The organism is Planctopirus limnophila DSM 3776, assembly GCF_000092105.1.
GTDB classification, from domain to species: domain Bacteria; phylum Planctomycetota; class Planctomycetia; order Planctomycetales; family Planctomycetaceae; genus Planctopirus; species Planctopirus limnophila.
In genome coordinates, this window is the sequence record NC_014148.1 from 4593058 (window position 1) to 4606840 (window position 13783).

General features: G+C 55.0%; 7 protein-coding genes. 3 read left to right on the forward strand and 4 right to left on the reverse strand.

Annotation, left to right across the window (positions count from 1 at the left end; genetic code table 11):
• The first annotated feature begins 348 nt into the window (after positions 1–348).
• Positions 349–1326: an ATP-binding protein gene (locus PLIM_RS18340; protein WP_013111809.1), complete on the forward strand. Its 978-nt coding sequence runs from the start codon at positions 349–351 to the stop codon at positions 1324–1326.
• Between the two features lie 389 nt (positions 1327–1715).
• Here the strand turns inward: PLIM_RS18340 and sthA are convergent, their stop codons facing one another.
• Both sthA and PLIM_RS18350 read right to left on the reverse strand, forming a co-directional pair.
• Entirely contained in the window at positions 1716–3146 is a 1431-nt protein-coding gene (gene sthA, locus PLIM_RS18345; RefSeq protein ID WP_013111811.1) for a Si-specific NAD(P)(+) transhydrogenase, read from the reverse strand.
• A gap of 258 nt (positions 3147–3404) precedes the next feature.
• Complete coding sequence (locus tag PLIM_RS18350) at positions 3405–4865, reverse strand: HEAT repeat domain-containing protein (RefSeq protein WP_013111812.1); 1461 nt, start codon at positions 4863–4865, stop codon at positions 3405–3407.
• Positions 4866–5482: 617 nt separating this feature from the next.
• Here PLIM_RS18350 and PLIM_RS18360 point away from each other — a divergent pair.
• Entirely contained in the window at positions 5483–6838 is a 1356-nt protein-coding gene (locus PLIM_RS18360) for an outer membrane protein assembly factor BamB family protein (protein ID WP_013111814.1), read from the forward strand.
• A 417-nt stretch (positions 6839–7255) separates the two neighbouring features.
• Here the strand turns inward: PLIM_RS18360 and PLIM_RS18365 are convergent, their stop codons facing one another.
• Positions 7256–8929: a S1 RNA-binding domain-containing protein gene (locus PLIM_RS18365; RefSeq protein ID WP_013111816.1), complete on the reverse strand. Its 1674-nt coding sequence runs from the start codon at positions 8927–8929 to the stop codon at positions 7256–7258.
• Between the two features lie 223 nt (positions 8930–9152).
• Here PLIM_RS18365 and PLIM_RS18370 point away from each other — a divergent pair, with 223 nt between their 5' ends.
• Complete coding sequence (locus tag PLIM_RS18370; protein ID WP_230849343.1) at positions 9153–10181, forward strand: DNA-methyltransferase; 1029 nt, start codon at positions 9153–9155, stop codon at positions 10179–10181.
• Positions 10182–10890: 709 nt separating this feature from the next.
• On the opposite strand, the gene PLIM_RS18375 is transcribed toward PLIM_RS18370, so the two are convergent.
• A complete protein-coding gene (locus PLIM_RS18375) occupies positions 10891–13197 on the reverse strand; it encodes a formylglycine-generating enzyme family protein (RefSeq protein WP_013111818.1) in 2307 nt (768 codons plus the stop codon).
• Positions 13198–13783: the final 586 nt, after the last annotated feature.

The window sequence follows — 13783 nt, forward strand, 5'->3', positions numbered from 1 at the left end:
GCTCGGAGTGAGCATGCCGGTTTGCGTGAATAATACTTCCCGCAGAAATAAGAAAACATGCTTGCTCCTAGCCGCTAGCATGCGACAATTTAGAGCCGTAAATCACTTTTTTTTATGCGATGATGGATAGCTCACTGAGATGAAGACATCATTAGAAACTTGTAAGTAGTTTCTCCATATTCATAAAGCACACATGCTACTGTAATTGTTGCTTAAACAAATTCTCTATGAAACACGGCCCTTAACCTTCGGTCTCGTCGGTAATTTCCCAAAAACCTTCATGAATAAATCATCTTCTGTTGAAGACCTACCAGTCGATTCTGATTGTCAGACTGCGAGATAAAGACAATGGACTTCACAGACCTCGAAGCAATCCGCAAACGCCCTGCCATGTACGTTGGAAGTACGGACGTCAACGGCCTGCATCATTTGTTTAATGAGCTGCTTGACAACGCTATTGATCAGTATCTTGCCAATCAAGCAACCTATGTCGAAGTTCACACCAGTGGCGAGATTCTGGAATTCACTGATGATGGACCAGGCTTACCCTTCGAAAAGCCGGGTCCTCATTCAGGATCTCTAGCAGATTATTACCTTACTCACATTCGTCTCGACACACCCACAGCTGACAATCACACCCCGCATATCCACTTGAGTGGATGGGGGTGTGGGCTTCGGATAATCACTGCCTTGACAGAAACATGCGAAGTGACCAGCTCAAGAAATCATCTTGCTTGGAAACAGTCTTTCTCCAGAGGAATAAGTAATGGCCCGCCGCATATCGTAGGACATACTTCAGAAAGAGGAACGACTTTCCGATTGTCAATTGACCGAGACCTATTCTCGGGTGACTGGTGCCAACATCGAATGAATCAGCGATTGATTGAGGCGGCCCACTTATTTCCTGGTCTGCTTGTCAAATCTCAGGGACTTCACTTCAAAACTCTTCGCGGTCTCGCCGATCTTGCAGCGAACGTAGCACACGAGAAGAACTCTCCAAATCCTGATCGAATCTGGTGGTTCAATGCAGTATTCGAAGATTTTCATTTACAAGCAGCGATTGCAGGCACTGATAGCGAGACCGAGTGGAAGTCGTTTGCGAACGGAAACTTAACGATAGAAAATGGAACTCATTTAACCGCACTTCAACGAGTCATCGAAGCATGCAATCTTCGTCCAGCGGCCGCTTTCATCCACGTCATTATCAGTAATCCCCGCTTCTCAGGCCCTACCCGATCGAAACTGGACGTACCTGAAATCATCTCTCCAATTTATGAAGCACTTTATCCCAGCCTGAAATCCTTCATCACCGAAGAAGTGATATAGACGAGCATTGTCAACTGCACCACGTTCGCAATGACAAACTTGATCGATGATTAACAATCACAGATTTCTTCGTCGCACTCTTCAAAATCATCGAATGCGCTGATCGAAGGTACCGTTTGATCCGCTGTGCGGACCATATTCGGCCCACCACCACCCGCGCCATCTTCAAAAGTAGGGTGCATGCCAATGCACCAATCACGGCTTAATTCTACATGGCTGGTGCATTCCGAGGACTCCATGCACCCTACGTCCCCGCGATATCAATCACCACTAACTCTGTTCCATTTCACTTTCCTACGCTTCCTGCCTTTCCGCCTTCTTCCCTTCGCAGCCTTCGCATCTTCGCGTGAGACAATCCCCACTCCCAACCATCAACTCCCCACCCACCTTCACGCCACCCGGTTAAACCCATTCAATGCCGCCACACGATACGCCTCGGCCATCGTCGGATAGTTGAACGTTGTGTTGATGAAATAGAGCAGCGTGTTGTTCGGGGCCGGCTGGGCCATAATGGCCTGACCAATGTGAATGATCTCGCTCGCGTTGGCACCAAAGCAGTGGATCCCGAGAATCTCCAACGTCTCGCGGTGGAACAGGATCTTGAGCATCCCCGTCGTCTGCCCCGTAATCTGTGCACGAGCCAGACTCTTGAACTGCGAATGTCCCACTTCATAAGGGACTTTCGCTTCCGTCAACTCGCGTTCGGTCTTTCCAATCGAGCTGATCTCCGGGCTCGTATAGATCCCGGTAGGAATCTCGCCAATCCCCACCAGTTGATCTTCCCCCAACAGGTGCGAGGCGGCATGTCGGCCCTGCGAATAGGCCGCACTCGCCAGAGCCGGGAAGCCAATCACATCTCCCACTGCGTAAATCGTGGGGACAGCCGTCTGGTAATGGTCATTGACCTTGAGATTCCCGCGCTGATCGGGCGTGATCCCCACCGCTTCCAGGTTCATATCATCTGTGTTACCCGTTCGCCCAGCAGCGTACAGCAGGATATCGGTCTTGAGCTGTTTGCCCGACTTCAAGTGGACAATCACACAATCTTCGCGAGGTTCCACAAAGTCGAGTGTTTCATGATGGCGAATCAGCATGCCGCGATCGCGGAAGTGATAGCTGAGAGCATCGACAATCTCCTCGTCGAGAAACTCCAAGAGCTTGTCGCGTGTATTGACAAGGTTCACCTTGCAATCCAGGTTCCGGAACATGCTGGCATATTCACAGCCAATCACCCCCGCACCATAGACAGTGGCCGAGCGCACGTCATAAGCCAGATCAAGAATCGTATCACTGTCAAAGACTCGCGGGTGGTTGAAATCGACTTCGGCCGGTCGATAAGGTCGCGAACCCGTCGCGACCACAATATGTTCAGCGGTCACCAGCTTATGACCTTCATCATGTTCTGTAACCAGAATCGTATGCTGATCGATGAACTTGGCAGTCCCCTTGAGGACAGGCACGTCGTTCCGCTCATAAAAGGTGCTGCGCATCTGCACCTGGCGTTCAATCACTGCCCGGGCTGTCCGGCGGAGCTTCTGAAAACTCAAATGAGCCGACAGACCATGTTCCGCAAACAGCTTGTTCGAATTCACTTCCATCATCTGGAAGATCGCATAGCGCAAAGCCTTCGAAGGGATGGTGCCGCGATGAGTGCAGTTGCCACCAATCTGATGGTACTTCTCGACCATCCCCACCCGTTTGCCATGCTTGGCGGCCTGCATGGCCGCCCCTTCGCCACCCGGCCCAGAGCCAATCACCAGGACATCAAAGTCAAATGTCTCAGGCTTTGCGGGTGCAGTCGTCGCAGGCAAACCAGTCATCTTGCACTATTCCTTAGATCGTCAAATCTGATCAATCCCTCAACCTCCCTGAGCGCACTGTCAAAATATCAGTCCCGCACAAGATCGGCTAGTGCGTCTCCTCGCGGAAGAACTCTTTCGGGAACCCTCGCCCAGTCTTCGCGAAAGAGCCAAGTCGGGAACCCTCGCCCACGTCTGCGTGGGAGAGGGCCGGTTGAACGGCTTTTCCCTATCTCTTTGTGCCGAACATCTCATAGCCACTGCAGAACAATGCCGGCATCACGCTGGGGGTAATGCCCCTGCCTTCTGAGCCGATCGCCACAGGCGCCAGGTCCGCTGATCGAACCCGAAATTCTGGCCCGTCAGCTTCATCAACGCCTCGCGGACTTCTTCGTTCTGATGTACCTGCTCGACAGTGATCGTCTTCATCGGACGGGGCGTCATCGTATCGGGAACAATGGTCCCCCCTCCATTGATGACCTGACCATCAGGCAGAAAAATCCGGTTGTTGGCCCCTGGTATGAGTGGTGACGATGTCGATCCACCCGAACGCAAACCAGTAGCACTGGCACCATCTGTCACCGGCACCTGCACCTGATATCGATGCCTCGTCACCAGAGCCTCAATCAGCGGGTCGATGGATGAATCATCCCCTTTCACCAGCAATGCCCGCCCTGCCCGGCACACCACCGCATTCAGATCATGCCTGAGATGACGAGCCCAGAAGCCGCGCGCCTGGGGGAGAAACTCTTCCGCAACCCCACTGACAGCGCTGTAGCGAATCTCCAGATCGTCGTCGAACAGGGCAGCACGGGCGAGTGCTGTCGCAGGACGTTCTCCCTTCAGCTTCGAGAGAGAACTGATCCCCACGAGACGAAAGTTCCTGCGGGCATCTTTCATCACAAAGCGTTCAATCGCCGCTGTGGCATCCGGGTCAGTCAGTTGCTCGAACTGGAACAGACCTTCGGCATTCCGCTGCGGATTTTCACTCGCCAGCCAGTTCATCCACAAACGGATTTTCGGGAACCAGGCCTGCTCCGCTTCAAGTTCGGCTTTGCTCCGCTCCAGAAGTTCAAGCTCCTGCAAAGTGATGTAGCGACCTTTATATTTCACATAACCTTTGGCCATCATCCATTCATCGCGATCGACCCACTTGCCCTCCTGAAACGTATGGTTCAGCCCTTGATGAGCTTTTTCATCCTCAGGATCGAGACGAAGAATCTCACGCAGTTGTTCTTCCCGCTGTTTGGTCAGACCACGCTGACGTGCCCAGTTGGCCAGCTCCCACCGCGCTTCAACAGTATCAGCGACCTCCTCGGCCCGGGTTTCATACTCCTCAGCCACTGGTGAACGCGGCGTGACAAACGCAATCTGCGACCGAAGAATTGTCACCTCACCACCCGTCGCCAGCAGAATCGTGACCGGCTCATCGACCATCGCAGGTTGAACCGGTGGAGTTTGTGCCGACGAGGAAGACTCTGGAGTCCCTGGATCGGGTTTGTTGGGAGCCGGCTTGCTGTGAGTCACCGCTTTGGCAACAGACAGCGGCTTGCTGAGCTTGCCGCGAATCTCACCTCCGGTTACCAGCTTAATCACATCTGCCTGTGCCGAAGAAACCAGCAATCCCATACCCACCAGCGCGCACAGCGCACCCACGACATGGCCACGCACCCAGCGGCCCATGCCGCAGGCGAATGACCCTGCTGTTCGGTCCCAAAATTCGCGAAGCATTCGAACCATGACGAAATCCACATGCCTGAAAAAGCCAACCGCATTGTAAATACTTTTCGGAATCTGAGTCATGGAAAAACGGTTCGACTCTCCACCAGAAGAGCGAATTCACCATGAACTTCCACCGGCAGAATCACCCGAAATTTCGAGAAGGCCAAACTCCAAATTCACACCAGACAACCCGCAAGAACCCGACAATCGGCAAAAGCGCCAGAATTTTGCCAAACCACGGGCGAATCGAGCCCGGAACAACTGGATGAAAGCTCAAATTCACCGATGGATGCGGCTGGCGTTTGGTGTTCTGCGAGCGATAGAATCACTCATGTCGAGCTGGGGGGATTGGTGGAAATCTGCAGCCTGGAGGCGCGGTTTTTTCAAGGCCCGACTCCCTTTTGGTTGGGATTGCTCTTGTACAGTCGATTCTGTGGTAGGTTTCGAAAGGGATCTTCCACAAGGCTATCAGCATCCATGAGATTCTCTCATTGAGTCGATGGCCAGAAGTTTCCGGGTGAATTCAGTCGTACGGATCCAGTGGTTTGTCATGATTTTCCGGCTGCCTGTGTGTGGCGGAAAGTTTGATCTCCTGCAAAGTGATTCCTGCCAGATATAACGGTTCAGGTTGTTCTATGAATGCAGACGTTCTCGGTACAGCAGTCATTCCCGTCGAGAGTCGCCGCTTGGCGAACTGGGGTGTTCTGGCCTCTTTGCCCGGACTTCGCAGCCTTGTATGGTTTCGCCGCGCCGTCTGGGCCATCCTTCCCGCACTGTTGCTGGTCAGCAGCTTCGGTGATCTGACTCCAGTGCAGGCCCAGCAGACTTCAGGTCTCATCACACAGGATCAGGCACAGGCCATTGGTCTGGAGCGTGCCTGGTGGGGACAGGCTGTCTTCAATCCTTCGCGCGACAAAATTGCCCACATCGTCATTGATGAAGACAACCTTTACGTGCAGGCCACGTCTGGCCACGTCACCGCCTTCGATGCCGAAGATGGCCGCAAGCTCTGGGCCGTTCTTCTGGGCTCAAATGACGACCCCATGTTTCCCGTCGCTGCGAACGAGACCGAATGCATTGTCATCGTCGGTACCAAAATGGTCTGCCTGCAGAAACGAACAGGCAAAATCCTCTGGACGCTTCGCCTGCCAGGTGCCCCTTCGACAGGTGCCGCCGTCGATGATGACCATGTCTACTACGGGACACTCAACGGCAGTGTCTACGCTTTCAGCCTGAAGCGGATTCGCGAACTCTATCTCGAACAGCGGTTGCCTCAATGGTCATATGATGCGTTTGTCTGGAAGTACAAAGCCGCTGGTGAAATTACCTCGACACCCATTGCCGGTGGCCGCCTGGTGAAGTTCGCCAGTCGAGATGGTTCGGTCTATGCTGTCTCAGCCCGTGATCGTCGATTAGCCTTCCAGTTCGAGACCGACGCACCCATTGTCGCTCCTATGGCACTTTCCGGCCGCTCGCTCTATCTCGCTTCCGAAGACTTCACCTTCTATTCCATCGATGCAGAAAACGGCAGTGTGAACTGGGATTTCTCGACAGGGTTACCTATCCGCAAGGCACCTCATGTCGTCGGAAACGACCTCTTTGTCACTCCAGATCGCGGCGGCATGTACTGCATGTCAACCTCCGCAGGAACCCAGCGATGGTGGAACAAAGCGATCACGCAATTTGTCGCAGTTGGTGGCAACAGTGTCTATGCCAGCGATGCCAATATGAACCTCCTGATGCTCTCCCGATCTGATGGTAAAGTGACAGGTTCTTTGCCAGTGCGGCACTACACCTATCGCGTGGCCAATGACCGCACTGACAGGTTGTATCTGTCAACCGCCAATGGAACCGTGGTCTGCCTGCGTCCGACCGGGCGGCCCTATCCCACATTCCACCGCTATCCAGACCGCCTGCCACTGATGCCCGAGTTCGAACCCGAACCCGGCACCGAACCAGCCGCCGAAAATCCCCCCGCCGACGGCAACTGATACAATTTCCATGCTGAAAACTACCATACCAACCCCGCTCATAACGTGTTCAATGAAGTTGGGAGTTGGGGTGCCCCAGCGTCCTCTGGAACCCTCGCCCGCGTCTGCGTGGGAGAGGGCAAGGTGAGGGCCTTTTCCGCATCTCCTAACCGTCTTGATCAGGCTTCGCGCCCTGCTTGCAGCCCGTCTTGAGTGAAACCGAGCAAGCATGTTCATCGCCTTCTCACGGGTAGCACGCTTTGCAGGCGCAAAGGTTAGAACACTGCGAAAGGGCGTGGTCATTAAGCATTTCAACGTCACATGTCATGTCAGCCTGCACAGCGTTCACGATCAAGCGACCGCCGCCGCAAATGACACACCCTGAGCCAAACGATGTTCAGCTCAGGGTGCGCGAAATATGAAATCAGGCAGCAATACTTAGCGGAAGGAGTTGGGGTCACCAAACAGACCACCTGATCCAGTATTCCCTGTCGTACCACCACGCAGCGGCTCTTTGCGTTTGCGCTCGTACTGCTGGCCTTTACCGGGGGCAAGGTCTTCATCCTTGGGTGGAGCCACCACTTCAGGCTTCGGCTTGAGGGCTTTGACCGACAGGCTGATCCGCTGACGCTCAGGCTGAATTTCCAGCACTTGAGCATCGACCTGCTGACCTTCCTTAAGCACATCAGCCACACGCTTGACCCGCTTGTAGTCCAGCTCGCTGATATGGATCATTCCTTCCACACCCGGCTCAAGCTCAATGAACGCACCAAAATCGGTAATGCGTGTCACCTTACCTGTGACAGTCTTGCCGACGGCATATGTCTCAGGGGCCGAGTTCCACGGGTTCTGCACGAGTTGCCTCATGCCCAGACCGATCTTTTGCTTTTCGCGATCGAGCGACAGCACCACCACGTCGACCGTCTGCTGTTCACGCACACAATCTGTGGGGTGCTTGATACGAGTCCAGCTCATCTCGCCCACATGCAGGAAGCCATCGACCCCACCGAGATCAACAAACGCCCCGTAATCCTTGATCGTCTTGATCGTCCCTGTGAACTTCTGGCCGACTTCGACCTTATCCCAGAAACTGGCAGCAGCTTCTTTACGCTCCGCAATCAGAATCGCCTTGCGGCTGACCACGAGATTCCGCTTGGCGGGATTCACTTCTGTGACTTCCACCGGGAACTTCTTCCCCACAAAAGCATCCATTGAGGAGACAAAACCAAGTTCCACCTGGCTCGCTGGCAGGAAGGCACGAATCTGGCCCACAGCCACTTCCAGCCCGCCTTTATTCACAGCGGTCACATAAGCTTCAACGATCTGACCCTTCTGGAGTTCATCCCAGTTGCCACGGGCCCGACGGGTCGACTTGGTCAGATTGACGTAGATCAGCCCCTGCTCGGCATCGTACTTTTCCACGATGACCAGATGCTCTTCACCAGGATGTGGCGGCTTTCCCTGGGGAAAGTTTCGCGTGGGGAGCATGCCGGGCGAGCGGAAGCCGAGATCGACAAACGTGTTTTCGGGTGAGACCGACTGCACCTTGGCCTTGAGCTTCATGCCCGGTGCCAGTTGGTCTTCGGAAGTAATCTGTGCAGCGACGGAAGCGTTATCGCCCGCACCCACAATCTCACTGGCACCAGCCACTGTCGGTGCTCCACCCGACATCGCGGCAGCCAGTTCTGCTTCCAGTGCGGGGTCAAGTTCTTCGGTCCGGGGAATTTCCACCGGGCCCGCTTGAGGGATCGTCGCCACCTGGGGCACGCCCGGCGTCTGTCCATCAGCAGCGTAAGTGGGAATGGCCAGTCCATCTTTGGACGAGAGTGTCGGATTGAGTTCCACTCGCTTGCGAGGTGCCTCTGCTGCGATTGGTGCAGCTTCCGCAGCAGCCGTGACCACTGGCGCAGTTTCTGGTGAAACAGCTTCTGCCGCTGGAGTAGAAGCGACCGGGGTGTCGCCGGGAACAACCTGGGGAGCACTCGAAAGCTCTGTGGGAGCAACTGCCTCTACAGAAGAGACAGGTTCTGCCGGAGAGACAGGTTCTGCTGGAGAAGATGCCTCAGGCGAAAGGCTGGCATCCACAGGTTTGTTTTCACCGTCACCGCTCATCGTAATTTACCAATATCGATCGTTCGTTGTGGGGGGCTGTCATCCAGTCTTCAGCCGCCACATATCGGGATATAGACTGGCCTCAGAAATGCTAGCGAAAAAAAATTGTCAATGCCACGAGCAACCGCTAAACCGCCAGAAACTGACCGACTTTGCCTCATTTCGGTAAGCTCCTCCAGACCCACCCGGCTTACCCAAACCTCCAGATGTGGTTAAATGTCCAGTGCTCTGGCTTGTTGATTTTCTTACCATCAGCGGCCACGATCGGCATCTGCTCAAAGCCATCAGACCTTTTCGTGGCCCGGTCGGTGTACGATTGCAGGAGTCTCCATTGAATCAATTGCTGCTGGAAGACTGCATCACGGGTCTGGCTCAACAGCCTGCAGGATCGGTCGATCTGGCGTTTGCCGATCCTCCCTTCAACATTGGCTACACTTACGACGTTTATGCCGATTCCAAAGAAAGCCAGCAGTACCTGGCTTGGTGCGAAGAATGGATCGCTGCCGTCTACCGGGCACTTAGGCCTGATGGAACATTCTGGCTGGCCATTGGCGATGAATATGCGGCCGAGCTGAAAGTTGCTGCCCAGAAAATTGGTTTTCATACGCGCAGTTGGGTCGTGTGGTATTACACCTTTGGGGTGAACTGCAAATTCAAATTCACCCGCTCGCATGCACACATCTTTTACTTTGTGAAGGATCGCGAGAAGTTCACCTTCAACAGCGAAGATCCTGCCAACCGCATCCCTTCCGCCAGGCAGCTGGTCTATGCCGATAAGCGGGCCAATCCAAAAGGTCGCCTGCCAGACGATACCTGGATCATCCCCCCCACTGTCGAAGAGATGGCCCGCCAGACCAGTGCCACCTGGGTTCTCCGGCCACAGGATCTGGCCGATCGCTTTACTCCCACGGAAGATACCTGGTACTTCCCGCGTGTGGCCGGCACCTTCAAAGAGCGCGAAGGTTTTCATGGTTGCCAGATGCCCGAACAGCTTCTGGGGCGGATCATCCGCATGTGCTCAAATCCCGGAGAACTGGTGCTCGATCCCTTCTCAGGAAGTGCCACCACATTGGCCGTGGCTAAGAAGCTGGGCCGCAACTATCTCGGGTTCGATATCAGCGAGCAGTACGTGACTCACGGCCTCAAGCGGCTCGAATCGATCGAACCAGGCGATCCCCTCGACGGTGCCGCCGAACCCACCATGAGTGCCCCCAGTACCGCCAAAGGCAAACAGCGGAAATCACTTCGCTGATTCCTGTTCTCATCCCTGTCGATGACACACATCCTTGCACCATCAGCCCAGAGCGGCCCGCCATTTCTGGAACTCTCGTCCACGTCCTCGTCGGAGAGGGCAATGCGAGGGTCTTCAAAATTCTTCCGACAGTAGGGTGCCATGCAGCGCCAGCGAAATGCACCAACTCTTCCCCCTTCTCTGCCTTCGCGCGAGCTCCCCGAACTTCCAATTCATCCTCACGCGAAGCCGCGAAGTTCTCGAAGAAGATCAGCATGACTCACTTCTTCCCGCCCAAGTAGGGCAGGCTCCCGCCTGCCTGCCTGAAGCTCCTCCAACCTTCGTGCTCTTCGCGACCTTCGTGTTGCACCCGATTCTTACCCATCCGGGTGGCCCAGACGTGGCTCTGCACGTCTGGGTGACGCCAGTCACAAGAAATCGTCGCGCAAAACATAACAATTCCCGTGGAACGCCCCGGCTGATATTCTGTTTCCTATCGAAATGCCCAATCCACTGAAGCACGGCCTGGTGAACCGCGTCACCGCGTGGCCTTGGAGTTCATTCCAGGTTTCGCGCAGGCGGACGAATACCCACTAAAATGAAGCCGCACGTATCAATCGAGTTGCAACGAGTTCAGTGATCAGGAAGATGCTGCGAAGGAAGATAGTGCGTTGCGCAAAGCCTTAACGCACCCAGCGTGACTACGGGACTTGTCTTGCGACGGCTTCTATTACTTGGAAAGTTCTGGCGAACTCACAGCCACGCGAAAGCCGACGTAGTTGGAGCGAGTGTCCGGAGGGAAATGAAAGGCCCGGCTCCCTGACTTGCCTAACACGGCGGGAGTCAACCAGGCGCCGCCACGGATCATGCGGTTGATCCCCTCCTTTGCGCCAGTGGGATCGCTGACCGCGCCCTCGGGGTAATCACCGGCCCGGTCGCTGCACCACTCCATCACATTGCCGTGCATATCATACAGTCCCCAGGCGTTCATCTCCTTCTTGCCGACCGGCTGCGACAAGCCTTGACTGTTCGAGTTGAACCAGCCGTAATCATCAGCTAATTCCAGCCCTCCAAACCCGAACGGCGCGTTGCTGCCAGCACGGCAAGCGTACTCCCACTCCGCCTCTGTCGGTAAGCGATACACCCGACCGGCCGCCCGCTCCTCGGGCAACTCCGAAAGTTTCTTGCAGAATTCGACAGCATCCTCCCATGAAACCTGATCGACGGGATGATTCGAGCTGTCAACGCCATTGACCTGATCACCTTGAAAGTGACTCGGGTTGTTGCCCATCACCTTCAGATACTGGGCCTGAGTGACCTCGAAGGCGCCCAGGTAGTAGTCCCGAGTGAGTGTCACTTCGTGCTGACGCTCCGTGAACTGGTAACCCACTTCTCTAACAGCTCTAACCTGCGAGCCCATCCGAAATTTCCCCCTGGTGATCGGTACCAGCTTCATACCCATGCTGTTTGTCATTCCATGATCAGCCTGAGCGTGTGCGGATTCAGCATTGCTCAGGCGATCCTGCTCAATCGCCGCCTCGGCAGCGGCAGAAAGTTGTTTTGACGCACTCAGGATCGGGAGGACCTCTTTCGGCCCCTGGCTGCGAAAATGAATCTTCATTTGGGAGAGATCGATTTGCACTCGCTCGTCTACCGCAGCGGCCCGCTTCAGGTAAACGTTCCACTCGTTTCGTTTCACTTCGCTGTAGATGACCTCCCCGCTCGTCCAGCTCTTCGGTCCGATCTGCTCGAACGATTTCTCAAGCGACTTCTCTGGGGATGAGCCCTGATAGGTGACCTTCGAGACGTTGCGACCGGTGATCTCAGGGTCGATGGCTGATTTTGTAATCTCTGCTGGCCAGCTATTGCGGACAATCCGGACCCCGATGCTGAAACATTGACTAGCCCCCTGCCACCGATAGCTACGGGTCGCCAGTCTGCAGCGGGTGGCTTCCTTGAACCAGCAGCCGCCCCGGATCACCCGATCCGCACCGATTTCCTTCGCCATCGGATCCGTTCCGCCCGGCAATTCCTCGTAGTAACAGTCCTGAACCCACTCCCAGGTACTCCCGTTCATGTCGTGCAGGCCCCAGGCATTCGCCTTCTTAGTGCCTACCGGCTTCAAATAACCGCCGCTGTTTCCATCGTGCCACGCCACCTCATCAAGGCTGCCTCCGGGGTACATTCCTGTCTCACCCGCTCGCGCCGCGTATTCATACTGCGCTTCGGTCGGCAAAGACATCTTTCCGCCATCGTCGCTCCCAAGGTTGGCATTGACCTTCTCCATGAACAGTTGGGCGTCGTCCCAACTGACGCCCACGATGGGGAGATTAGGCCCTTTGTTTTTCTCGGGGTGAGGCTTGCCGTAGGGGCCAATGCCATCCAGTGGATTGCTCCCCATCACCGCCGCCCACTGCGACTGGGTCACCTCGGTTCTTGAGATCCAGAAGCCCTTGCTCAGGGTGACTTTGACCTGATCTTCTCGACTTTCCCTGGCCTTCTCGGATGGCGGGCTCCCCATCATGAACTCACCCGCCGGGCACCAGCAGAAGGTCATCTTCATTCCGGGCGCGATCTCGAACTCACGCTCCTCGCCAGCACGGTTTCCCTTGAGCTTTGCGTAAGCCTCTGCACCAGCGGCATCGACGGTGTCTGGATTGGCTTCTTTTCTTTGTGCATTCATCTCTGTCTTCGGGAGGGAGTCCCGAAATTTCGCATCAAGTTCAGCAAGGTCCACATAGATGACGCGGTCCGACCACTTCCCGCTGATAACGGATTTGGAACGATGATTGATGTAAGAGCGCCCATCACGCTGACCCAGGTAAGTGATGCTGTGCATCGTTTGGGGCATTCCGATTAAGGCATACTCCTTCTTGAACTCGGCTGGTGAAACACGCTTTGGCGTAACGCCGGCGGGAAGTTGATTTTCGTTGGTTGCAGGTTTCGAAGGGGCGGTAGTCTGCGCGTGCGTGCTGGCCAAGCAAATCAACGCGAGTGCCATGACAATGATTTCACCGAGTCTTTTCGATCTTCTCATCTTTGTGGTTCCGTTGAGTTACTTTGCACTTCCGTTCGAACCCCAAAGAGGGTTATGCGCATGAGTTCGCTGAAATCATGTGCGCGGATTCAAAAAAGTTCGTTTCTCAAAAAGTAGCCAATGGTTTCGTCTGACTGTTAGGGCGGAAAAAAGGTGTGAGGAATCGATTTCATGACAAGGGCCATTGGCTTGCTTTGTTCGACCGCGCATCAAACGCCCCGCGAGAACTCCTGCCCAGGGGTGAGCTCATGCGGCGGCGAAGAAAGGTGACTGCTGATCCTCAGGTAGCCCACCGAATAGATTGGCATGCGTATCATTCGTCGATACAGGAGCAAGACTTCGTTCCGTCCCAAGACAATAGTCTAATCAAAATCGAGCCCAACCACTTATCGAGTCTTTCACGTGGAAGGATTGTTAACAGGTTTGGGAGTTCTGGCATGTCGAAAACCCGATCTCCGCGGCGTGGCGAAACTTCCGGATGCCGGTCCGCCATGGGATCACCGCGAAGCGCCCCATGCCGAATTGACACAGCAATGCCAGGCAGAAAGCCTCAGGTTCCAGGTCTTTCGAAATTCCCTCGTGAGGG

What these genes read in the sequence shown, in the direction of transcription:
- PLIM_RS18340 (WP_013111809.1), top strand. Translation starts at nt 349, where the DNA reads ATGGACTTCACAGACCTCGAAGCAATCCGCAAACGCCCTGCCATGTAC.
- sthA (WP_013111811.1), bottom strand. Translation starts at nt 3,146, where the DNA reads ATGACTGGTTTGCCTGCGACGACTGCACCCGCAAAGCCTGAGACATTT.
- PLIM_RS18350 (WP_013111812.1), bottom strand. Translation starts at nt 4,865, where the DNA reads ATGGTTCGAATGCTTCGCGAATTTTGGGACCGAACAGCAGGGTCATTC.
- PLIM_RS18360 (WP_013111814.1), top strand. Translation starts at nt 5,483, where the DNA reads ATGAATGCAGACGTTCTCGGTACAGCAGTCATTCCCGTCGAGAGTCGC.
- PLIM_RS18365 (WP_013111816.1), bottom strand. Translation starts at nt 8,929, where the DNA reads ATGAGCGGTGACGGTGAAAACAAACCTGTGGATGCCAGCCTTTCGCCT.
- PLIM_RS18375 (WP_013111818.1), bottom strand. Translation starts at nt 13,197, where the DNA reads ATGAGAAGATCGAAAAGACTCGGTGAAATCATTGTCATGGCACTCGCG.